23 protein-coding genes are annotated in these 20191 nt (G+C 54.7%); 12 read left to right on the top strand and 11 right to left on the bottom strand.

All coding sequences use genetic code 11. The annotated features are described in order from the left end of the window. Window positions 1-396: 396 nt before the first annotated feature. On the top strand, window positions 397-792 hold the full coding sequence (locus DL239_RS12340; protein WP_167684400.1) for a BlaI/MecI/CopY family transcriptional regulator: 396 nt from the start codon (window positions 397-399) through the stop codon (window positions 790-792). After that, window positions 782-1915 carry a M56 family metallopeptidase gene (locus DL239_RS12335; RefSeq protein WP_167684399.1) on the top strand — a complete coding sequence of 378 codons (1134 nt, stop codon included), beginning with the start codon at window positions 782-784 and terminating at the stop codon, window positions 1913-1915. Before DL239_RS12340 ends, DL239_RS12335 begins: the two co-directional genes overlap by 11 nt. A 111-nt stretch (window positions 1916-2026) precedes the next feature. Here DL239_RS12335 and DL239_RS12330 read toward each other — a convergent pair whose 3' ends face one another. After that, the gene (locus DL239_RS12330) at window positions 2027-2527 is read right to left on the bottom strand and encodes an Lrp/AsnC family transcriptional regulator (protein ID WP_167684398.1); all 501 of its coding nucleotides are present in this window, start codon (window positions 2525-2527) and stop codon (window positions 2027-2029) included. A 217-nt stretch (window positions 2528-2744) separates the two neighbouring features. Between DL239_RS12330 and trxB the strand changes: the two genes are divergently transcribed. From trxB to DL239_RS12310, 4 genes are all read left to right on the top strand, one after another. Next, window positions 2745-3689 (top strand): thioredoxin-disulfide reductase, encoded by a 945-nt coding sequence (trxB, locus tag DL239_RS12325; protein WP_167684397.1) that lies wholly within the window; start codon window positions 2745-2747, stop codon window positions 3687-3689. Beyond that, window positions 3689-4186 carry an RES family NAD+ phosphorylase gene (locus tag DL239_RS12320; protein WP_167684396.1) on the top strand — a complete coding sequence of 166 codons (498 nt, stop codon included), beginning with the start codon at window positions 3689-3691 and terminating at the stop codon, window positions 4184-4186. Before trxB ends, DL239_RS12320 begins: the two co-directional genes overlap by 1 nt. A 182-nt stretch (window positions 4187-4368) precedes the next feature. Then, the gene (locus tag DL239_RS12315) at window positions 4369-6081 is read left to right on the top strand and encodes an adenylate/guanylate cyclase domain-containing protein (protein WP_167684395.1); all 1713 of its coding nucleotides are present in this window, start codon (window positions 4369-4371) and stop codon (window positions 6079-6081) included. Between the two features lie 195 nt (window positions 6082-6276). Beyond that, window positions 6277-7992, top strand: coding sequence for a bifunctional sulfate adenylyltransferase/adenylylsulfate kinase (locus tag DL239_RS12310; RefSeq protein ID WP_167684394.1), 1716 nt, complete (start codon window positions 6277-6279; stop codon window positions 7990-7992). A 94-nt stretch (window positions 7993-8086) separates the two neighbouring features. Here the strand turns inward: DL239_RS12310 and DL239_RS12305 are convergent, their stop codons facing one another. After that, window positions 8087-8971 (bottom strand): PhzF family phenazine biosynthesis protein, encoded by an 885-nt coding sequence (locus DL239_RS12305; protein ID WP_167684393.1) that lies wholly within the window; start codon window positions 8969-8971, stop codon window positions 8087-8089. 196 nt (window positions 8972-9167) lie between these two features. Here DL239_RS12305 and DL239_RS12300 point away from each other — a divergent pair, with 196 nt between their 5' ends. Next, window positions 9168-9839, top strand: coding sequence for a sulfotransferase family 2 domain-containing protein (locus tag DL239_RS12300; protein ID WP_167684392.1), 672 nt, complete (start codon window positions 9168-9170; stop codon window positions 9837-9839). Here DL239_RS12300 and DL239_RS12295 read toward each other — a convergent pair. Continuing rightward, window positions 9815-10039 carry a DUF1150 family protein gene (locus tag DL239_RS12295; protein WP_167684391.1) on the bottom strand — a complete coding sequence of 75 codons (225 nt, stop codon included), beginning with the start codon at window positions 10037-10039 and terminating at the stop codon, window positions 9815-9817. The genes DL239_RS12300 and DL239_RS12295 overlap by 25 nt on opposite strands. After that, window positions 10039-10455, bottom strand: coding sequence for an Hsp20 family protein (locus DL239_RS12290; RefSeq protein WP_167684390.1), 417 nt, complete (start codon window positions 10453-10455; stop codon window positions 10039-10041). Before DL239_RS12290 ends, DL239_RS12295 begins: the two co-directional genes overlap by 1 nt. 177 nt (window positions 10456-10632) lie before the next feature. Here DL239_RS12290 and DL239_RS12285 point away from each other — a divergent pair, with 177 nt between their 5' ends. Together DL239_RS12285 and DL239_RS12280 are read left to right on the top strand one after the other, a co-directional pair. Then, complete coding sequence (locus tag DL239_RS12285) at window positions 10633-10857, top strand: YdcH family protein (RefSeq protein WP_167684389.1); 225 nt, start codon at window positions 10633-10635, stop codon at window positions 10855-10857. 85 nt (window positions 10858-10942) lie between these two features. Continuing rightward, window positions 10943-11875, top strand: a complete 933-nt coding sequence (locus DL239_RS12280; RefSeq protein ID WP_167684388.1) for a sterol desaturase family protein — start codon at window positions 10943-10945, stop codon at window positions 11873-11875. Between the two features lie 12 nt (window positions 11876-11887). Here the strand turns inward: DL239_RS12280 and DL239_RS12275 are convergent, their stop codons facing one another. After that, window positions 11888-12202 carry a hypothetical protein gene (locus DL239_RS12275; protein ID WP_206188447.1) on the bottom strand — a complete coding sequence of 105 codons (315 nt, stop codon included), beginning with the start codon at window positions 12200-12202 and terminating at the stop codon, window positions 11888-11890. 254 nt (window positions 12203-12456) lie between these two features. On the opposite strand from DL239_RS12275, the gene purE reads away from it, so the two are divergent. Together purE and DL239_RS12265 are read left to right on the top strand one after the other, a co-directional pair. Next, window positions 12457-12945, top strand: a complete 489-nt coding sequence (gene purE, locus DL239_RS12270) for a 5-(carboxyamino)imidazole ribonucleotide mutase (protein ID WP_167684386.1) — start codon at window positions 12457-12459, stop codon at window positions 12943-12945. Next, window positions 12938-14014, top strand: coding sequence for a 5-(carboxyamino)imidazole ribonucleotide synthase (locus DL239_RS12265; protein ID WP_167684385.1), 1077 nt, complete (start codon window positions 12938-12940; stop codon window positions 14012-14014). The genes purE and DL239_RS12265 overlap by 8 nt, the downstream gene beginning before the upstream one ends. A 72-nt stretch (window positions 14015-14086) precedes the next feature. Here the strand turns inward: DL239_RS12265 and DL239_RS12260 are convergent, their stop codons facing one another. The 5 genes from DL239_RS12260 to DL239_RS12240 all read right to left on the bottom strand — a co-directional run bounded on the left by DL239_RS12260 (window position 14087) and on the right by DL239_RS12240 (window position 17845). After that, entirely contained in the window at window positions 14087-14887 is an 801-nt protein-coding gene (locus tag DL239_RS12260; protein WP_167684384.1) for an esterase/lipase family protein, read from the bottom strand. A gap of 41 nt (window positions 14888-14928) precedes the next feature. Further along, on the bottom strand, window positions 14929-15777 hold the full coding sequence (locus DL239_RS12255; protein ID WP_167684383.1) for a DMT family transporter: 849 nt from the start codon (window positions 15775-15777) through the stop codon (window positions 14929-14931). 265 nt (window positions 15778-16042) lie between these two features. Then, window positions 16043-16267 carry a hypothetical protein gene (locus DL239_RS12250; RefSeq protein WP_167684382.1) on the bottom strand — a complete coding sequence of 75 codons (225 nt, stop codon included), beginning with the start codon at window positions 16265-16267 and terminating at the stop codon, window positions 16043-16045. A 391-nt stretch (window positions 16268-16658) separates the two neighbouring features. Further along, on the bottom strand, window positions 16659-17183 hold the full coding sequence (locus DL239_RS12245; protein WP_167684381.1) for a hypothetical protein: 525 nt from the start codon (window positions 17181-17183) through the stop codon (window positions 16659-16661). Between the two features lie 41 nt (window positions 17184-17224). After that, the gene (locus DL239_RS12240; protein ID WP_167684380.1) at window positions 17225-17845 is read right to left on the bottom strand and encodes a glutathione S-transferase family protein; all 621 of its coding nucleotides are present in this window, start codon (window positions 17843-17845) and stop codon (window positions 17225-17227) included. A gap of 207 nt (window positions 17846-18052) precedes the next feature. Between DL239_RS12240 and DL239_RS12235 the strand changes: the two genes are divergently transcribed. Beyond that, a complete protein-coding gene (locus tag DL239_RS12235) occupies window positions 18053-18343 on the top strand; it encodes a PilZ domain-containing protein (protein ID WP_167684379.1) in 291 nt (96 codons plus the stop codon). Between the two features lie 192 nt (window positions 18344-18535). Here the strand turns inward: DL239_RS12235 and groL are convergent, their stop codons facing one another. Beyond that, entirely contained in the window at window positions 18536-20188 is a 1653-nt protein-coding gene (gene groL / locus DL239_RS12230; protein ID WP_167684378.1) for a chaperonin GroEL, read from the bottom strand. Window positions 20189-20191: the final 3 nt, after the last annotated feature.

The following is a 20191-nucleotide window of genomic DNA, read 5'->3' as shown; positions in this document are numbered from 1 at the left end:
CACTGTGGGGACCTCTGGTTCTGTCAATTGGTTGGGGGTTCTTTTGCTTTCGCAAGGTGTAACCCAACCGGTACAGCAGCCGGGTCAAGGGGGGGGGCAAAGCCCCCGCCGCAGGCGGCACCGGCCTTGACGCGGTTGCTGTGCCTATACACTGGAACTCGGCCTCTGAGGGCAGAACTGCCCCTCAGAGCCTTCTCAGCAAATTTCTCCGCCCTCACCCCAGCCACGAAAGGGCTATGTCACGTCACCTAACCCTTCGCTGTATAAAGCGCGCGGTAGCGCACATTTTTGTAACAGTCGCCGCCACATTCCCATCATCTAATAATTTAGTTTTCAAACACCCTTCCCCTGCCTAAGATGGCGAAACGCTAATAAACGGACCGGACACCAACTCCCATGCGAAAAAAGCAGGACAATTCGCTTCTAACCGAGGTCGAACTCGAATTCATGACCGTGGTCTGGGAAACTGGTGGTGGTACCGTGCGGGACTTGCTGGCTGAACTCAACAAGCTGCAAGAACGGGCCTATACGTCGGTTGCAACTGTGCTGAAAATCATGGAGCAAAAAGGCTTTCTTACCAGTGAACGTCTGGATCGATCGCTAGTATACCGCCCAGCCATACCCAAAGCGGATTATCAAAAAACAACTCTCAAGAACCTTTCGAGCAAACTCTTCAACGATACCCCTGCAGCGCTGGTCGCGCGGCTGGTCGAGGACGAAGAGGTGACCGACGAAATGCTCGTGGAAATGCGCGCACTGTTGAATGAAAGGCTGGGGGACAATGCAAGCTGACGCTCTACTAAATGCTTATATCGACCTGAACCTGTTGCTGCTGGTTGGCACGGTTATATGGCTTGGGCTGCGACGAGTGCTGACTCGCCATGGACTTGGCAATGCCTTTCTACCACAACTTAAACTGCTGAACCGCCTGACCGTTTTACTGGTTTCCGCTCCTGTACTGGCGTTGGGGTTCACCACTTGGGTCATCCCACATCCACCGAACATTTCCGATATCTTGGTCTCGCAGTTCCTTCAGGGACACGTCAGTCTTAGTGCTACCCATTTCGAGACCATAATCGGCTTGCGCGAGGATCTGGTACGCAACCTGTTGACGCAACAGGCCTTCTGGGCCCGAGCATTGTTCCTGGTATTTACCATTGGCGCTTCGCTATGTGCACTACATGTCATCGTCTCTGTCTTGCGGCTAAACAGGTGCCTACGCAGCGCTTTCATGTGGAAAAAAGTCGGACGCGTGCAGCTGCTGATCAGCGATACGGCCTCAGTCGCCTATTCTACTCGCGGTCTTTTCAATCTCTATGTTGTGCTGCCTTCAGCGCTGCTTCACGATCCCCGCGATCTGCGGCTCACCATCGCCCACGAACTGCAGCATTTCCGCCAGCGCGATATCGAATGTGAGTTCCTGCTGGAAATTCTGCGCCCCATACTGTTCTGGAACCCTGCCTATTTCCTGTGGCGCAGCGAAGTCCGCGTTTTGCGGGAATATGCCTGTGATCAGGCGCTAATGGCCCGGCCTCAGTTCGATGCCCGCGCCTATTGCGAGTGCCTGATCCGTGCCTGCGCCATGGCGACCCAAGACCGCGTGTTCTTTCACCGCCGCAGCCCCGCCGTCGCCCTAGTTGACCGTCGCGAAACGCGTCGTAGTGCCACGCTGGAACAGCGCATTCTTGCTGTCACTGCAAAACCATCCGATCAAGATCATGCTGCCAAGTGGGCCATGTTGTCAGCCTTACTCGTCGGGGCCGTAATGGTCACAACACTGCTGATGCAACGGCCCAGCGACTGGAGCCACGACAGACTGATGTTGTCGACTATCGTCAACCTAGAGCGCCTGAACAGCCGCCAACCCAGCAACCTTGCATCGACGCAAGGATCCTTCGTTGTGACTCTGGACTGAAACTTCTCCGGCAAAACCAACCAGACCTGTTGCTAGTCAACAGCTAGGTTCGTGCGTTTATCGCCAGCAATACGGTGCAATCAGATTTCCCTACGACCAGAAAATGGCCGCTTATGCCTCTTTGGCCAGTCGTTCCTCTAGCACATCAAACGGAACACCCGGCTCATCCTTGGCCCCGCGGATCACCAGCGAGGTTTTGACCGAGGCTACATTTGGCGTACTCAGCAACTCCCCGGTCAGAAAACTCTGGAAAGTGCTTAGATCAGGAGAGACACACTTTAGGATGAAATCCACCTCACCGTTCAGCATGTGACACTCACGGACCAACGGCCAGCCGCGGCACTTTTCTTCAAAGGCGCTCAGCTCGACTTCCGCCTGACTTTCGAGACCGACCATAGCAAAAACCTGCACCTCGAACCCCAGTTCACGTGCGTTTACCTCGGCGTGGTAGCCCCGAATATACCCGGCCTCTTCCAGCGTGCGGACGCGGCGCAGGCAGGGTGGCGCAGAAATCCCGACACGCTTGGCCAGCTCAACATTGGTCATGCGCCCATCGGCTTGCAGCTCCGACAGTATCTTGCGATCAATCGGGTCCAGGCGTGTTGTGACCATGTTCAGCTCTCCGTCAGATTTTGCGTTTCTTATAGCACCACAGGTAGAGCGCGCAATAATATTTCATGTTAGCGCAACTTTCTTTGCCTCTTGTATATTTCACAATAGCTTCACCACCTGCTGTCAGATCCAGGGGTTTAACGCACCTCGCAGGGCCGCTATATGAGTCTCCAACCGGCGGGTTGCCCGCCCTGCTGCATTATTTGGGGATTCATCGATGACTGAAACACGCCACACCAAGGTTCTGATCATTGGCTCGGGGCCTGCGGGTTATACCGCCGGTGTTTACGCCAGCCGCGCCATGCTAGAGCCGATCCTTGTGCAAGGAATAGAGCCCGGCGGCCAGTTGACCACGACCACCGAAGTCGAGAACTACCCCGGCTTTACCGAGGTTCAGGGGCCAGACCTGATGGTAAAGATGCAGGAACATGCACAAGCCATGGGCTGTGAGATCATCGGCGACATCATCACCGAGCTCGACACCTCTAAACGCCCCTTCACAGCCAAGGGCGACAGCGGCACAGTTTACACCGCCGATGCTGTTATTCTGGCCACTGGCGCACGCGCCAAATGGCTGGGGCTGGAAAGCGAAGAAAAATTCAAGGGCTTTGGCGTGTCCGCCTGCGCCACCTGTGATGGTTTCTTCTATCGCGGGCAAGAAATCGTGGTCATCGGTGGCGGCAACACTGCGGTCGAGGAAGCCCTGTTCCTGACCAACTTTGCCAGCAAGGTCACCCTGATCCACCGTCGCGATGAATTGCGCGCCGAGAAGATCCTGATCGACCGTCTGATGAAAAATGACAAGATCGAGCCGCTGTGGTTCAACACACTGGAAGAGGTTGTCGGCACCGACAACCCGCTGGGCGTTGAAGGTGTGATCACCAAAAACGTCAAGACCGGCGAGCTGACCGAGATCCCTTGTAAGGGCGTTTTTGTTGCCATCGGCCATGCCCCCGCTAGCGAGCTGGTAAAAGATTCACTGGAAACCCACAATGGCGGCTATGTCGTGACAGAGCCGGGCACCACAAAAACCAGTGTTCCCGGTGTGTTTGCCGCTGGCGACCTAACCGACCACGTTTATCGTCAGGCTGTGACATCGGCCGGTATGGGCTGCATGGCGGCCCTAGACGCTGAGCGGTTCCTGGCTGAACAGGACGACTGATGAAAACTATCAGCGGACTTTTCTACCGGATTGTGTATGAAAAGTTCGCTGATCAGATTTTGGATGGGGTGATCTCGCCCGAGGGACGGTTTCACCACTCAGGGCAGCCCGCCCTTTACCTCTCTCCTTCCATTGATGCCGCCGGACACGGCCTCATCAACTTTGTCCGCAACGACGACCCGCCGCGTGTCTCGGTTCCGTTGCAGCTGAACAATGGAAGACTGCTGGACATCCGCGATCACGCAACCTGTGATGCGCTGGACGTCGCGCCAGAGGCCCCGATCACCCCATGGCAGCCACAACGAGAAGCCGGGGAACCTGCAACCACGTGGCAAGCAAGTGATGCTGTTCGTCGCAGTGGTGCAGACGGCATGATCTACACCGCTCGGACCAACCCCGCCCGCTGGCACGTTGTCTTGTTTCACTGGAATAATGAGCATGGCGCTGCACTGAGCGTTTCAGGCAAGCTCCAACGCTGGCCCCCAAATATAGCATGAGAGACGGATATCCGCGCAACTTTCACGGTCTTCACTAGTGGTCATCTGGTTAGGGAAGAGGTCGAGCCCCCAATAGGCAAGGTTTATTCTCAAACGACACATTGTGGGCATATAGGGAATAGTCTTGACGTGACCAGCTACATCCACCACCCTGATCCAAATCAATCGGAGAAAAAAATCCATTGGCTCAGGCAATTTGGCAGGGCAATCTAGTTCAGCGCAGTCGAACCGTAAGCGGAATTTTCCTACTCACTTACGCATTCTTCCACTTCCTAAACATTGCTGCTGGGCTAATTTCCCCAGACTTCATGCTTCAGGTGCAGGACGCGCGTGAACTGTTCACCGGACACCTGCCCGGTCAAATCATCCTGTTTGGCGCAATTTTCATTCATGCCGGTCTTGCCCTATGGCAGGTCGCCAACCGTCGAACCTTACGCATGACCGTAGCACAGGGTGTGCAACTGTTCTTTGGCCTCGCAATTCCATTGCAACTCATCCAGCATGTCGTCTTTACAAACTACGCCAATCGCGTTTTCGCCGTCGATGATGAAATGTCCTCGATCATTCTGTTGATGTGGAACTCTCCGGAGGTCTGGCAGCAGTACCTACTGCTACTTGTGGTCTGGGTTCACGGCTGCATTGGCTTGCACATGTGGCTGCGGATCACGTCCTGGTGGCGCTCTGTTGCCCCGTATTTAATCGGACTAGCCGTAACGGTGCCTACATTGGCACTGGCAGGCCTGATCACCGAAGGCCGCAGGATGTGGTCAATTTATGTCACGCCCGGTAACGCACAGGCCATCCAAGAAGACTATAACTGGCCCGATCTGACCGAGTACGCCCACCTTACACTGGTTTACGACGTCAGCTTTTGGGTTTTCCTTGCCTTACTGGCACTATCGATCGCCACCTATTATATCCGCCAACTGGTACGAAAACGGCAGTCAGTCCGAATTCGCTATGAGGACGGCCCGGAGTTAACCGTCGAGCACGGTCTGACCCTGCTGGAAATTTCGCAGGTCAACGACGTGCCTCATACCTCGCTCTGTGGTGGCAAGGGCCGTTGCACAACCTGTCGTGTTGCTGTTCTAGAAGGCCGCGACACATTGCCCGAGCCTAGCCCAGCCGAGGCACGCTCGCTACGCGCAGTCAACGCCCCCGACAATGTTCGCCTTGCCTGCCAGATCCACCCGACCTCTGCCCTTTGCGTGAGACGGGTCTATCAACCCAAGGGGCGTCGCCGCGTTCACTCAGCACAGGGGGAAGAGAAGACCATCGCGGTGCTTTTCCTCGACATTCGTGGCTTCACCTCCCGTTCTGCCGGTCTACTACCCTATGACGTTGTCTTTCTGCTGAACCGTTTTTTTGACGCAATTGTGCCCGAAATCACCCGAGTTGGCGGCAAGGTAGACAAGTACATGGGCGATGGACTGCTGGCGCTTTTCGAGACGGACAGCCCAGTAGATTCTGCCAATGCAGGACTCTCTGCCGTTGAAAACATCGGAGTGGCACTGGCCCGATTTAACAGGATGCTGGCAGCTGAAGGCGAAGATCCTGTGCGGATCGGGATGGGGTTACACATCGGAACCGTGGTGCTTGGGGAGATTGGCACTACAGGTAATGCCCCGCGCACGCTCATTGGTGCCGCTGTCAATACAGCCAGCCGGCTAGAGGCCAAAACCAAGGACCTGGGCGTCGAACTCCTAGTGTCAGCAGAATCAGTACAAGCTGCCGACCTGACGGCCCCACTGGAAAAACTCCAGACCTTTGAACTGCGCGGAGTGGATCAACCAGTCACCGCACTCCCCGTTCCGCGTGCCTCTACGCTCGATATGCTGCTGTCAAAGCAACCAGACACACCTGACGAAGTTACTATTCTGGCTAGACAACCGTAGTTTTCGCGAACGACTTTCCACGCGATACAGATCAGGCCGGAAACATTTCCATTTGACACCGAAACGGCATATTCCGTCCTTATTCGGTGCGTATGCTAGACTCTCGTTACCCGTCCGAGGTATTTCGCCTCTGAAAACCGCAGTATCCCGACCAAACTCAGGGTTGCCCCCTGTGCAAGTTATGAGAGATTTTACATGACAATGCTTAGTAATCTGGCGCCAGTCCCAGAACTCTATGTTTCTTACGACTCCGCCCAAAAATTAAAAGTCGAAGCGGGCAATCTTAAAAGCCATGATTTAACGCCACGCCAGATCTGTGACCTAGAACTGCTGATGAATGGTGGTTTCAACCCACTCAAGGGCTTCCTGTCCGAGGAAGACTATAACGGCGTCGTAGACAATATGCGTTTGGCTGATGGCCAACTCTGGCCAATGCCTATCACTCTGGATGTCTCCGAAGAGTTCGCTGCGTCGCTGGAAGATGGCGAAGACATCGCCCTGCGCGATCAGGAAGGCGTCATTCTCGCCACTATGACCGTCACCGACAACTGGCAGCCCAACAAAGCGCATGAGGCCGAAAAGGTGTTCGGCGCGGATGATGACGCGCACCCAGCAGTGAACTACCTGCACAATCAGGCTGGTAAAATTTACCTTGGCGGACCGGTCACAGGTATTCAGCAGCCCGTGCACTACGATTTCCGCGGTCGCCGCGACACTCCAAACGAGTTGCGCGCCTATTTCCGCAAGCTTGGCTGGCGCAAAGTTGTTGCGTTCCAAACCCGCAACCCACTACACCGCGCGCATCAGGAACTGACATTCCGCGCCGCACGCGAGGCACAGGCCAACCTGCTGATCCATCCGATTGTGGGTATGACCAAACCCGGCGATGTTGACCACTTTACCCGCGTGCGCTGCTACGAAGCAGTGCTGGACAAATACCCTGCGTCGACCACCACCATGAGCCTGCTGAACCTAGCGATGCGCATGGCCGGCCCGCGTGAAGCTGTCTGGCATGGTCTGATCCGCGCCAACCACGGTTGCACACACTTTATCGTTGGCCGTGACCACGCTGGCCCCGGTAAAAACTCAGCTGGCGAAGATTTCTATGGCCCTTACGACGCCCAGGATCTGTACCGCGAGAACCAAAGCGAAATCGGCTGTGAAATGGTCGACTTCAAGCACATGGTCTATGTGCAGGAACGCGCCCAGTATGAACCCAACGATGAGATCAAGGATAAAGACGACGTCACTGTCCTGAATATTTCAGGCACCGAACTCCGTCGTCGCCTGATGGAAGGTCTGGAGATCCCCGAATGGTTCTCGTTCCCCGAAGTTGTGACCGAATTACGCAAAACTAAGCCTGCCCGCTCGAAGCAGGGTTTCACCGTATTCTTCACCGGTTTCTCTGGCTCGGGAAAATCCACCATTGCCAACGCGCTGATGGTCAAGCTGATGGAAATGGGCGGACGTCCGGTAACACTGCTGGACGGCGACATCGTGCGTAAGAACCTCTCCTCCGAACTAGGCTTCAGCAAAGAGCACCGCGACCTGAACATCCGCCGCATCGGCTATGTGGCGTCCGAGATCACCAAGAACGGTGGCATCGCCATTTGTGCGCCCATCGCGCCCTATGCCACCACCCGCCGGGCCGTACGTGAGGACGTCGAGAGCTTTGGCGCTTTTGTTGAGGTCCATGTCGCGACCACGATCGAAGAATGCGAACGCCGCGACCGCAAAGGCCTGTACAAGCTGGCCCGCGAAGGCAAAATCAAAGAGTTTACAGGCATCTCGGACCCTTATGACGTTCCGACCAACCCGGAGCTATCAGTGGAAACTGAAAACGTCGAAGTCGACAACTGTGCCCACCAGGTTCTGCTGAAACTGGAGAGCATGGGCCTGATCTCTGGTTGATCAACTCATAACAACACATCAAACAGCGGCGCCTGCCGCTGTTTGAACAAGGCTGTTTAGGCAAACACTAATCCAGCTGCCGCGCTGTTTCTGACTACAGATAATCAGGCAGATCTACCGTACCGCGCATCAGGATAAAGCCTTTACCGGCCACCCGAATACCCGTCATCGCATTTGCCGTCCCTACGCGGGTAACACGTGCCTGACCGGGTCGTCCCAATCCATGCCCCTGCTCCGCGGTGAATGTGTCTTTATCCATCAACCCGTGTCGCCACAAATAGGCCGCCATGGCCCCCGTTGCAGATCCTGTGAACGGATCCTCGGGCGGGCTGGGTGGCGCCATGAGCAGACGTGAGTAGGTATCCCCCAGCGCAGTCGCGCCCTGCAATGTCACCAGAAACGGTTCCATCATATCAATGCCGTCAGCGCCTAGCGACTGTCCCAACCTCTCCAGCGCACCAAGATCAAGCTGAGCCGCAGCCAGTGCCGCGTGGTCCTTTAACACCGTGATACAAAACGGCAGCCCAGTAGAGACCTTTTGCGGCTGACCGACGATTGCGTCGACCGGCAAGGACACCGCCGCTGCAACGAGTGCCAGGTCAGCATCGGGGCCGAATTCAGGCGCAACTTGGGTCATCTCAATCAGATCCCCCACTAGCTTGATCTGTACCAACCCTGCGCCGGTTTCCAGAACCAGATGATCGCCTCTGATCAACCCACGATCACGCATCGCAGCAACTGTGGCAATCGTCGGGTGCCCCGCAAACGGGATCTCGCGGCTGGCTAAAAAATAGCGCACGCGAATGTCTGCCACATCTGACGGTCCAGTAAACGTGCACTCCACCAGTGAAGTTTCGCGGACATAAGCCGTGCAAACGGCCTCGGGCAGACCAGCCCCGCCATGCACCACTGCACAACCATTGCCGCCAAACGCCTTATCCGCGAATGCATCAACCCAGTCGAAATCAAATCTGCTCATTTCCCACCCCCTTGTTGCCGCCCACAGTTACCAATCAAAGTTTCTCTTAACTACCCGCGAAACACGGTCGCGGAAAACTGGTCTTATCTTGCGGAGATTTAACTCTAACTCCTAGGACAAAGGGGAATCTTGGCTGATTGGCTAAATTACACTATCATTGAGGGCAGTTCCCTTCACGTTTGGTAGAGGACTGTTGATGCCAATTTACAAAAAGAACGGTAAGGCCGTTCTCTTCGTTCATATCCCCAAATCTGCGGGAACCACGGTTGATCACATATTCCTGTCAAACGGCTGGAAGGTGACATTTCAGGATGGCGGAGGCCGGGCTGACACAATCCTGCGGCATATGAAATGCTCGTTCCAGCATTTCCACGCCTCCCTGCTGACCCAAATGATCAACCCACACAGTTTCGATGCGGTGTTTACTATTCTTCGGAATCCCTTGTCCCGGCTAAAAAGCGAATATCGCTGGCGAATGGAACACGGATCAGGACCTCAGATCGAATTCAACACCTGGGTCACTCGCATGTTTCGCGCCTACTATAGAAATCGATTTGTTCTGGATAACCACATCCGCCCCCAAGGCCAGTTCATCCTGCCTGGTGCGCAGATCACTGCACTGGAAAATGGTTTGGAACACACGATGACCGGCCTGTCGCATATTCTTGGCGAGTCATTTGTCTACGACCCAAATACGCGAAGGAATACTTCGGAAAGGTGTAAAGCTGAGATCCCTACGTCCGCGATGACCACTTGGCTTATCCGCAGGTTCTACGCCCGTGATTTTGCATTGCATCGCCGCGCGCTGCGTCCTGATATTGCCCAGAGCACGGAAGTCGAAGGTCAGTGGACAGGCACAGGCACATAATCATTTTGACGGGCCAGCACAAAGGCCATACGGCGGTCTGCAACCAAAGCCAGCTGCTCTCCCTCGGCGTCGTGCAATGCGTACAGATGGGTTCGCCCCTTGGCCCCCTTCTGCACTTCCTCAGGCAGGTTTTCGACATCCACGGTCTTCACATAGGCCGCGCGCAGTTCTGGGCTGCTGTGTTCAATTGCTTCCCGCATCATTCGCTCTTTCTGATATTGATGGTCTGCACCACAGTTTCGGGACGCGAACGGGTCAGGTCCACATGCAAAAGGCCGTTTTCCATAATGGCCTCACCGACTTCGACACCATCCGCCAGCACAAACATTCGCTGGAATTGACGTGCAGCGATTCCCCGGTGAAGGAACACCCGTCCATCGCTGTCTTCACCCTGGCGTCCGCGGATCACCAGTTGGCGGTCTTCGATGGTTATAGCAAGATCTTCCTCGGCAAACCCGGCCACAGCTAGGGTAATGCGATAGGAAAAATCCGAGGTTTGCTCGATATTATATGGCGGATAACCTTCGTTGCCCGACTTAGCCGAGCGCTCTAGCAGGCGTTCCAACTGCTCGAACCCCAACATATGTGGGTAAGAGCCCAGAGTGAGTTTTGACACGTATTTCGTCCTTCAAAGCGTAAGCGACGGTAAGAGCAGACCCCAAAGTGGCAGCCTGCGCAGTGAATATGGGAAGAAACTGGCATTTTAACAAGAGCAAGACCTACAAGGACTAGGCGAAAAGAATGTAAACGCGTATCCTGCGCCGACGTATTTTCTTACATTTCTGAGTCTCAAATGAACGCCCCGACCGATATCTCCATGAAAACCGACGACGTGCTGAAGGTCGAACTCGAAGTGTTCCGCCGCCAGCATCGCGATCTGGACGAGGCCATTCACGCCATGCAGGACAAAGGCACCAGCGATCAGCTGACCATCCGCCGCCTGAAAAAGCAAAAGCTGTGGCTAAAGGATATTATCGCCCAGATCGAAGACCGCCTGCTGCCGGATATTATTGCGTAAGTCGCGGACAAAGTCAGACAAATCGATTCACCTACATCCGAAACTGCACTAGTGGATACTGGTCCCATTTCCAGAACGGCATCTTATGCGTGAGTTTCTTTCAGACCTCTACACCAGTTTCTTTGGCGCATCCGTCATTGTGGCACCTGAATTCCTGGTCATATCAGTACTGATAGCATGGATAGTCTACCTATTTCGAAGGCAGACGGGTGGATTCTGGAAATGGCTGTTTCCAAAGGCTATCTATACCCACAAATCACACTGGCTCGACCTAAAGCTCTTTGCTGTCGGCCGATTGGCCGCTTTCAGCGGGCTCCTTGGCCGGATCTCACTGCTTACCATCACAGCCTACGAAACCTCTCAGATTTTTTCCGATGGATTGCTAAGTTCTCGCTCTGTCAGCCCTATTGTATTGGCCCTGATCCTTTGGGCCACCTCTGATTGCGCGACATACTGGATTCATAGAATCCACCACAATCAGCGCGTTCTTTGGTCGCTACATGCGGTTCACCATAGCGCTCAGGTAATGACGCCTTTCACAGCCTACAGGCAGCATCCGCTTGGCTTTTTCATCATTGTGCCCCTCCATTCGGTTCTGGTCGGAGCCGTTCAGGGCTTACTGATTGGCCCACTGACATCAGATATTGCGATTGCCGAAATAGCCGGAGTGAATGCGTTTATTATCCTAGCCAATGCGGCGATGGCAAACTTTCACCACTCTCATATCTGGGTCAGCTTTGGCCCGGTACTGGAACACGTGTTCATCTCACCGGCACAGCACCAAATTCACCACAGTGACCGGCCCGAGCATTTCAACAAGAACTATGGTCAAACCCTGGCCCTGTGGGACTGGCTGTTCGGCACGCTGTTTTTGATCCGGCAGAAAGAGAATCTAACATTTGGTCTGGGCGAAGCGGAAACACAAAAAATGGGCGACCACCGTTTGGTGGACACCCTTCTACATCCGATCCGAAGCAACATTCGTCACTCGGGAAAAGCCGGGTCTTCCCCAGAGTAGTCTTGGTTGCGATCAGAACTTGAGCAACGTGAAGCTGCCGGTTGTATTGCCGCCATCACGAGTGACCTTCGCGCCGGATGACTTTTTGGAGTCCTTTGTAATCCATGCAATCAGGCCAATAAGCGCGAAAGAGATCAGCGCTTTTTCAGCATTGTTGCTGCTGCTTGATGTCGGCGCTGGCACCATTCCTGCAGAAGCAGGCGCAACACTGGCCATTGTTAGGCTGGTGGCAACAGCCGCTGCCGTTAAAAACCTGGGTAGGCTCATGTGAGACATTCCTAGTAAAGACAATATAATACGGGCAACGTCCTTCAATGAACCACCCACAAAGCTAGAGCTCTATCTAGATCGTCAATTTGTCCTTAATCAAGGTTTTTCGGACTTTCGCGGCAAGCTATTATTCCTAATTGCAAACTTCGGCTGTCAGACTGGGTTACGGCTCTTCAAGCTGAGGTTGCCAGCATGCAAACAAGCCCCATTGCCGCATTGCGTAGGCCGGTGTTTTCCCTATAGTGCCCGCTTCTCTTTCACCCCGGCGGTGGCATCCCGCGTACCGCAGTAAAACAAGGGACAGGGCACAAATGACCGACATCAAAGTGGGTATCATCATGGGCAGCCAATCGGATTGGCCAACCATGAAAGAAGCCGCCAATATTCTTGACGAGCTAGGCGTTGAGTACGAGGCCAAGATCGTCTCGGCCCACCGCACGCCGGATCGTCTGTGGACTTACGGAAAATCTGCAGCTGACCGTGGTTTGCAGGTGATTATCGCAGGAGCCGGTGGCGCCGCCCATCTGCCCGGTATGGTGGCTTCTAAAACCCGAGTTCCCGTGGTCGGTATTCCGGTCCAAACCCGCGCCCTATCCGGCGTCGACTCGCTGTATTCCATCGTACAAATGCCCAAGGGCTTCCCTGTTGCAACCATGGCAATTGGCGCTGCAGGAGCTGCCAACGGCGGCTTGATGGCGGCTGGTATCTTGGCTCTGCAGGATCCCGACTTGGCCGAACGGTTGGATGCTTGGCGCGAAGCTCTGTCAGCCTCGATCCCCGAGGAGCCAGTAGATGACTGAGGCCCTGAAACCCGGCGCCACCATTGGTATTCTTGGCGGTGGTCAGCTGGGCCGCATGCTGTCGGTCGCGGCGTCGCGCCTTGGCTTTGTTACACATATCTACGAGCCCGGAGCCAACCCGCCAGCTGGTCAAGTTGCTGATCGTGTTACCACCGCTGGCTATGACGATACCGACGCTCTCACAGCGTTTGCCGCCTCGGTCGATGTGATCACCTATGAATTCGAGAACATCCCCACGGCAGCGTTGGATATCTTGGAAAGCCACCGCCCAATCCGCCCGGGGCGCGAGGCCTTGCGTGTCAGTCAGGACCGTCTAACCGAGAAGAACTTCCTGCAAGGTCTGGGGCTGACCACGGCCCCCTTTGCCGATATCACTGATCAGGCCAGTCTGGATGCAGCCCTTGCTGACATTGGCGCTCCAGCGATCCTGAAGACCCGCCGCTTTGGCTATGACGGCAAGGGACAGGCGCGGATCAAGACGCTAGAGGACGCACCACAGGCACTGGCGGATATGGCCGGTGCCCCTGCCCTGCTCGAAGGCTTCATCACGTTCAGCCACGAGGTGTCAGTCATTGCGGCGCGCGGCGTGAATGGCGATGTGTCTTGCTATGATCCCGGTGAAAACGTGCATACGGATGGTATTCTGGACACCACAACTGTGCCCGCAAAACTGTCTGCCGGGCAGCGAATGGATGCCGTTCTATTGGCGGCCAATATCCTGAACAAACTGGATTATGTCGGTGTCATGGGGGTTGAGCTGTTTGTCACGCCTCAGGGGTTAGTGGTGAATGAAATCGCGCCGCGCGTTCACAATTCCGGCCACTGGACCCAGAACGGCTGCACGGTCGATCAGTTTGAACAGCACATCCGCGCAGTCGTCGGTTGGCCGCTGGGTGATGGCCAGCGTCACAGCGATGTGGTGATGGAGAATTTGATCGGCGACGACATGGATCGGGTGCCTGAGCTGGCGAAAGAATCCGATTGTGCCATTCACCTATATGGCAAGGCGGAAACCAAGCCGGGCCGTAAGATGGGCCATGTGAACCGGGTTGTTCGGGCCAAGTCCTAAATTAGATAAAGCGCCTGGCCGATAGGCCAGGCGTCTGCCATATGCTCTCTGCCGACACCAATTCAGATCAGCCTATTGCGTCTCTTCCGCGTCAGGTGAATCGCCGCAGAACTTTCCCTCGCAAATCTCTTGGATAGCGCCAGACACCGTATCCATCCAACTCATCGTCTCGTTAAAGCGGCCAAATTCGATGTAATGCAGGCTCTGCGCAATCACCCGAGGATTATTCATCATAAACGTGTGGGTAACCGGCAGAACTAGGTGCCCTGACATTCCCTCAACTTTGGTCGACTCGACCGAGACCTTACCATCGTCAGGGCCTTCGATCAGTTTGGAAAAAACCGGGCTAATCGATTTATTGCCAGCAATCACACCCAAGGGGAAATTCACTGGTGGCAGCTGGTTTGGCACACTGTCCGGGCCCGTACCCAGCTGCAAGCCTGCGGGGCCATTGAGCAAACCAAAGACCTCCCAGTCGCCCAGCTCATCCACCACTTCGCTGCCGTGATTGGGCGGGCCAAGCATCACTGTATTCCCCAACTGCGCAGGACGATTGTCCTGCAGCCAGTAACGCAGCAAAATCCCCCCCATCGAATGGGTCACAAAATTCAGCTTTCTATCGCCACAGTCGGCAATAGCAGCCGGTATCGTTTGATCTGCCAGCACAGGGATTGGCTGATCGGTTGATGGATAACCGGGGCGGATCACTTTGTAATCTCGCGCCTTTAGGACCTGTTCCATCACCGCGAACGAAGCTTCGGTGCGGGCCAGACCATGCAACAGGATCACACATTCTCCGGTGTCCGCACGGGCCTGTGACAAAGGCAATATAAGCAGCGATATGGCCAATAGGCTTGATTTGAAATCTCTCATAGCTTGCAGATAAGCATAAACAGGGCGTGGTTACACCCTGCTCACTTAACCGCTCGGGGTGCCAGGGTGATCACCAGCGCGATCCCGCCTAACACAGCCATCGTCCCGATGAACCGCTGCAGCGACAAGACCTCTCCTAGCCCGACCACACCGATCAGCATCGCAATCACCGGCACGCTCAACTGAACTGTGGCTGCCACAGCGGGTTGCAGCCGCGGCAACACTTGGTACCACAGCGCATACCCCAGCCCCGAGGTCACCGCTCCGGACACAATCGCCAGCCCTGCCCCAACAACAGATATCGCGGCCGGGTCTGCCAACCACACTGTCAGCGGCAGCACCATCACTGTGGCCCAGATAAAATTCACTGTTGTCGCTGCCAGCGGCGATTGCACCTGTCGCCCCAACAAACTGTAGATCGCCCAGCCTAAGCCAGCCGCGGCCATAAAGGCCGCTCCGATGAGTGACACCTGAACGGTTCCTGACGGCCACAACACATAGGCCAGACCACCAAAGGCCATCAGCGCACCCAAAATCTGCCCCGGCGCCACCACTGATCCGCGCAGCGCACCCCAGCCGAACATTGTGATCTGCACAATCCCAAACAGGATCAATGCGCCAAGCCCTGCATCCAGACTACGATAGGCCAGCGAAAACCCGATCATATATAACGCTAGTGAACCGCCGCCCAACAGGCTCATACGTAACGGCTGCGATAGGCTCTGCTGACGCTGGCGACACAACACCAGCAACATCACCACCCCTGCGGCCAACCGGATCTGGGCAAAGGACATCGCGTCGATGTCCCCCGCGCCAACGGCCAAACGATTTAGAATTGAATTCCCAGCAAAGGCCAGCATGACCACAAAAGTCAGAAGAATCAGCCGCATACTCAGCCTCGCTTTGGGCCAGGCCAGTCCGGCCCAGTCGTTAAACTCACAGATCGGTAGCACTTCATCTGATTATACAACAGAAAATACTACAGTCGGTGTGATCACGTCACCTCGACTGGCCCAGCGCAAACTCATTCCAAACGGTCGCAATGCTGGTCAGAATGGCAGTGCCCAATGGCTGAATGAAAAAATCCTGCAACCAGGCCAAACACAGCTTGATTGCAGGACTGTTCATAGGGTCACCAATAGGCGCCCATGAGGATCAAAAATGCAGCGGCAACCGCGGCCGTTCAACGTTCGGCGGCATCCCGATATCTTTACGCATGTGATCCGAGATGGGCGGCGACAGCATTGTGACCGGGTTCTTGCGGACCATCAGGTGCCGCAACAAGGCGCTCAGCACCTGCCATTTGCCAAAGTCCGAAATGATTTGCGCAAGCGACGTGTTCAGATCTGCAAACGGAGCTGTGGATTCAAGTCGTGTCATGATGGGTATACCCCCGCATAAGCGGAGGACTCCTGTAAGTGTTGATGGATTAAGGGGACCAACGGAACGGCAAATAGCCGAAGATCAGGCCCGGTTAGACTTCAGTTTTAAAGAAATGCGTTCACGCCAAAGGCTGAATCAGCAGGTACGCGCAGCGCCTGATACCTGCCAAGAGCCCAGAAATTGGAGGCGATAGCATATTGCGAAATTGGTCATGAAACGCCTCCTCTGGCTATGGGTTGAACACAGGGCTGCTAATAGCACAATCTGGGCGCAACTATAGAGGGATAATTACCTTGGCGCCAAAGACTGTTGCCATCCAGCACCACCTCGGAGCCACCCCCATCATGCCAGACGCCCAGCGCAGTCACTTATCTGAACATCAGCTCAGTCAGTTTCCTCCATTTGACTGCTCAAAGGCCCTGGCTGCGCTCTCAATACGCGGAATATCCGTCGCAATCACATCAGCAGGCAAGTCCCAACAATCATAGCTCGCCATTACGTCACCTGGATCTGCAATCTCAGAATAATACACCAGCGAAATCTCTCGACCACGTAGGATTTGCTCAAAGAAAGGCGCGACAAAAACTGGAGAGGAGTAAGTTTTCAAGTCAGTCAACTCGGTTTCAATCAACCGTTTAAAGATGGTGTCCAGATTTTCGTCCGTGGCCAGCATGATTTTTCCCGGCGGATGCAAAAGGCCAGCATAGTGAATGTCATCAGGCTCGCGCCGTGTCAGCACCACCCGTGTTTGGTTCTCGCGCTGAAACAGTGGAATAAATACAACGGTCGGAGTAACGACTAGCCGGGCGACTGCGTCAAACACATCACTTGGAAGAAACCCAGGGGTAATCTGCCTAAGTTGATCTACTAACGGCGAATGATCCTTCTGCTTCGACAAGGTTTCCAACTCCATTTTAGATTTCGCCTATTCTTAGGCCTTGATCCTTGTATCTATCATGTGAGCGGTAGCATCACATGTTCTTTGTACGCTGGCCGCTCCGAAATACAGCCCCACCAAGTGCGCAAAGCAGGCAGATCAGGCCGTTCAAAACCCATCGAATGCCAGCGATAGGCCGCGCATCCAAGCGGGATGTCTGCCATCGTGGGCTCGCCCCCCAGAATGTATGGTCTCTCTGTCAGGTGCTGGTCCAGCATGGCCCAAAAATTTGCACACTCACCAATCGCCGCCTCCGTTGCTGCGAAATCCCGGTTCTCTGGTTTGGTCCTGATCAACTGCCAAAACAAAACCGTCATCGGCCGGTGCAACGCGGTTTGATACCAATCCATCCACATATTTGCATGGCCGCGTTTTTGGGCAGTGTCCGGACACCAATTGCCACTTTCATATTGATCGCAAAGGTAGCGAACAATGGCGTTGGATTCCCACAGCACATAGTCGCCGTCGATCAAGGTTGGGATCTTACCATTCGGGTTTCTAGACAGATACTCAGCGCCATCATTGCCACCAAATGCCCCACCGATATCCGTACGCTCGACCTCCAGTCCAAGTTCAGCGGTGCACCACATGACCTTTTGAACGTTGACGGAATTCGGTCGCCCTAGAACTTGCAGCATTTTATTCTTTCTGACAGAGGCCATTCAATCAGGAGCCACAGAAACCATGGATCAGGGCGAATAGCGAGCCCCAAACTATACCTTACCGCACCATGATCTTACCGCCTGATAATCAGTTGTTAGCATTGGCGAACCTACAATTCACAAAACCCGCGATGCGACATCGGCCTCGCACAGTTAAGATGATGAGTAAGGTGAGCTGAAACCATGTCCCAAATGCCCATTGAAGAAGAGACACGTATCCCCCTCAGAACGTCCTGCACGCTACATTACCCCAGCGGAAACTTGGCAGCCGAGACATTCAATATCAGCCAAAAGGGTGTCGGAATTGATCTGCCTAGCGGCTCACAATGGCTGAACCCAGCAACGATCCAGTCGATTTCAATCCGAGAGATTGGTGTATTTGATGTCAGTGTCCGCTGGAAACGCGGCAACCGCATCGGGTTGTCTTTCCGATCACAAGCACCTGCCCAACAGACACTTGATGCTTATCTGTGAGCAAAGCGAGTTCTGACCCAGGTTTCAACTTGGGCATCGACAACGTTTCTTTTTGCTAAAAATACTCTCGCCGAAGGCAGGCCCGCAAGACGGACCTTAAACAAAAAGGGGCCGCCCGAAGGCAGCCCCAAATTCATCCGGTAGGATGGCGCGATGTCCCTTGCGGGCATCACAAGTCCAAAGGACCTGTGATTACATCATGCCGCCCATGCCGCCCATGCCGCCCATGTCTGGCATGCCGCCGCCTGCTGCGCCGCCGTCTTTCGACGGTTTGTCAGCAACCATGGCTTCGGTGGTGATCAGCAGACCAGCAACTGATGCAGCATCTTCCAGCGCAGTACGCACGACTTTGGCAGGGTCGATCACACCAAACGCGAACATGTCACCATATTCTTCGGTCTGAGCGTTAAAGCCGAATGCAGCGTCGGTGCTTTCGCGAACTTTGCCAGCAACAACCGCACCGTCAACACCAGCGTTCTCAGCGATCTGACGCAGAGGCGCTTCGATTGCTTTACGTACGATGACGATACCGGCGTTCTGGTCAGAGTTTGCACCTTCCAGAGTTTCCAGTGCTTTACCGGCCTGAACCAGAGCAACACCACCACCAACAATGACGCCTTCCTGAACAGCGGCACGTGTCGCGTTCAGTGCATCGTCAACGCGGTCTTTGCGCTCTTTAACTTCAACTTCGGTCATGCCGCCAACGCGGATAACAGCAACACCGCCGGCCAATTTGGCAACGCGCTCTTGCAGCTTCTCTTTGTCGTAGTCAGAAGAAGTTTCTTCGATCTGAGTGCGGATCTGAGCAACACGTGCTTCGATCTCAGCTTTCTCGCCAGCACCGTCAACGATAGTTGTTTCGTCTTTGGTGATTTCGATCTTCTTGGCAGTACCCAGCATGTCCATAGTAACGGACTCAAGCTTCATGCCCAGATCTTCGGAGATCACCTGACCACCGGTCAAGATAGCGATATCCTGCAGCATGGCTTTGCGGCGATCGCCGAAACCAGGAGCTTTAACAGCAGCAATTTTCAGACCGCCGCGCAGCTTGTTCACAACCAGAGTTGCCAGGGCTTCGCCTTCAACATCTTCAGCAATGATCAGCAAAGGCTTCTGCGACTGAATAACCTGCTCGAGCAGAGGAACCATAGCCTGCAGCGAGGACAGTTTCTTTTCGTGCAGCAGGATCATGCAGTCTTCGAGGTCTGCGATCATCTTGTCAGCGTTGGTCACGAAGTAAGGCGACAGGTAGCCGCGGTCGAACTGCATGCCTTCAACAACATCGGTCTCTGTTTCCAGGCCTTTGTTTTCTTCGACGGTGATAACACCTTCGTTGCCGACTTTCTGCATCGCGTCAGCAATTTGCTGACCAATAGCAGCTTCGCCGTTTGCAGAGATTGTACCAACCTGAGCAACTTCAGCAGTGTCTTTAACTTCGCGAGCCGAGCCAACGATGCCTTCAACAACTTTAGCAGTTGCCAGGTCGATGCCGCGCTTCAGGTCCATTGGGTTCAGGCCAGCAGCAACCTGCTTCAGACCTTCTTTGACGATGGCTTGGGCCAGAACTGTTGCGGTTGTTGTACCGTCACCAGCTTCGTCGTTGGTCCGGGAAGCAACTTCCTTGACCATTTGTGCGCCCATGTTTTCGAACTTGTCTTCCAGCTCGATTTCTTTGGCTACGGATACACCATCTTTGGTGATGCGCGGTGCGCCGAAAGATTTGTCCAGAACCACGTTACGGCCTTTAGGGCCCAGGGTTACTTTGACAGCATCAGCCAGAATGTTAACGCCGGCCAGCATACGGTTGCGGGCATCGGTGTCGAATTTGACGTCCTTAGCAGACATATT

Source organism: Parasedimentitalea denitrificans (genome assembly GCF_011813015.1).
Lineage (GTDB): Bacteria > Pseudomonadota > Alphaproteobacteria > Rhodobacterales > Rhodobacteraceae > Parasedimentitalea > Parasedimentitalea denitrificans.
The sequence above is the reverse complement of the archived record's forward strand: the minus strand, read 5'-3'. Positions and strand labels throughout refer to the sequence as shown.

Excerpts from the sequence above, each read along its gene's own strand:
- DL239_RS12340 (WP_167684400.1), top strand. The coding sequence starts at position 397 with ATGCGAAAAAAGCAGGACAATTCGCTTCTAACCGAGGTCGAACTCGAA.
- DL239_RS12335 (WP_167684399.1), top strand. The coding sequence starts at position 782 with ATGCAAGCTGACGCTCTACTAAATGCTTATATCGACCTGAACCTGTTG.
- DL239_RS12330 (WP_167684398.1), bottom strand. The coding sequence starts at position 2,527 with ATGGTCACAACACGCCTGGACCCGATTGATCGCAAGATACTGTCGGAG.
- trxB (WP_167684397.1), top strand. The coding sequence starts at position 2,745 with ATGACTGAAACACGCCACACCAAGGTTCTGATCATTGGCTCGGGGCCT.
- DL239_RS12320 (WP_167684396.1), top strand. The coding sequence starts at position 3,689 with ATGAAAACTATCAGCGGACTTTTCTACCGGATTGTGTATGAAAAGTTC.
- DL239_RS12310 (WP_167684394.1), top strand. The coding sequence starts at position 6,277 with ATGACAATGCTTAGTAATCTGGCGCCAGTCCCAGAACTCTATGTTTCT.
- DL239_RS12305 (WP_167684393.1), bottom strand. The coding sequence starts at position 8,971 with ATGAGCAGATTTGATTTCGACTGGGTTGATGCATTCGCGGATAAGGCG.
- DL239_RS12300 (WP_167684392.1), top strand. The coding sequence starts at position 9,168 with ATGCCAATTTACAAAAAGAACGGTAAGGCCGTTCTCTTCGTTCATATC.
- DL239_RS12295 (WP_167684391.1), bottom strand. The coding sequence starts at position 10,039 with ATGCGGGAAGCAATTGAACACAGCAGCCCAGAACTGCGCGCGGCCTAT.
- DL239_RS12285 (WP_167684389.1), top strand. The coding sequence starts at position 10,633 with ATGAACGCCCCGACCGATATCTCCATGAAAACCGACGACGTGCTGAAG.
- DL239_RS12280 (WP_167684388.1), top strand. The coding sequence starts at position 10,943 with ATGCGTGAGTTTCTTTCAGACCTCTACACCAGTTTCTTTGGCGCATCC.
- purE (WP_167684386.1), top strand. The coding sequence starts at position 12,457 with ATGACCGACATCAAAGTGGGTATCATCATGGGCAGCCAATCGGATTGG.
- DL239_RS12265 (WP_167684385.1), top strand. The coding sequence starts at position 12,938 with ATGACTGAGGCCCTGAAACCCGGCGCCACCATTGGTATTCTTGGCGGT.
- DL239_RS12260 (WP_167684384.1), bottom strand. The coding sequence starts at position 14,887 with ATGAGAGATTTCAAATCAAGCCTATTGGCCATATCGCTGCTTATATTG.
- DL239_RS12255 (WP_167684383.1), bottom strand. The coding sequence starts at position 15,777 with ATGCGGCTGATTCTTCTGACTTTTGTGGTCATGCTGGCCTTTGCTGGG.
- DL239_RS12250 (WP_167684382.1), bottom strand. The coding sequence starts at position 16,267 with ATGACACGACTTGAATCCACAGCTCCGTTTGCAGATCTGAACACGTCG.
- DL239_RS12245 (WP_167684381.1), bottom strand. The coding sequence starts at position 17,183 with ATGGAGTTGGAAACCTTGTCGAAGCAGAAGGATCATTCGCCGTTAGTA.
- DL239_RS12240 (WP_167684380.1), bottom strand. The coding sequence starts at position 17,845 with ATGCTGCAAGTTCTAGGGCGACCGAATTCCGTCAACGTTCAAAAGGTC.
- DL239_RS12235 (WP_167684379.1), top strand. The coding sequence starts at position 18,053 with ATGTCCCAAATGCCCATTGAAGAAGAGACACGTATCCCCCTCAGAACG.
- groL (WP_167684378.1), bottom strand. The coding sequence starts at position 20,188 with ATGTCTGCTAAGGACGTCAAATTCGACACCGATGCCCGCAACCGTATG.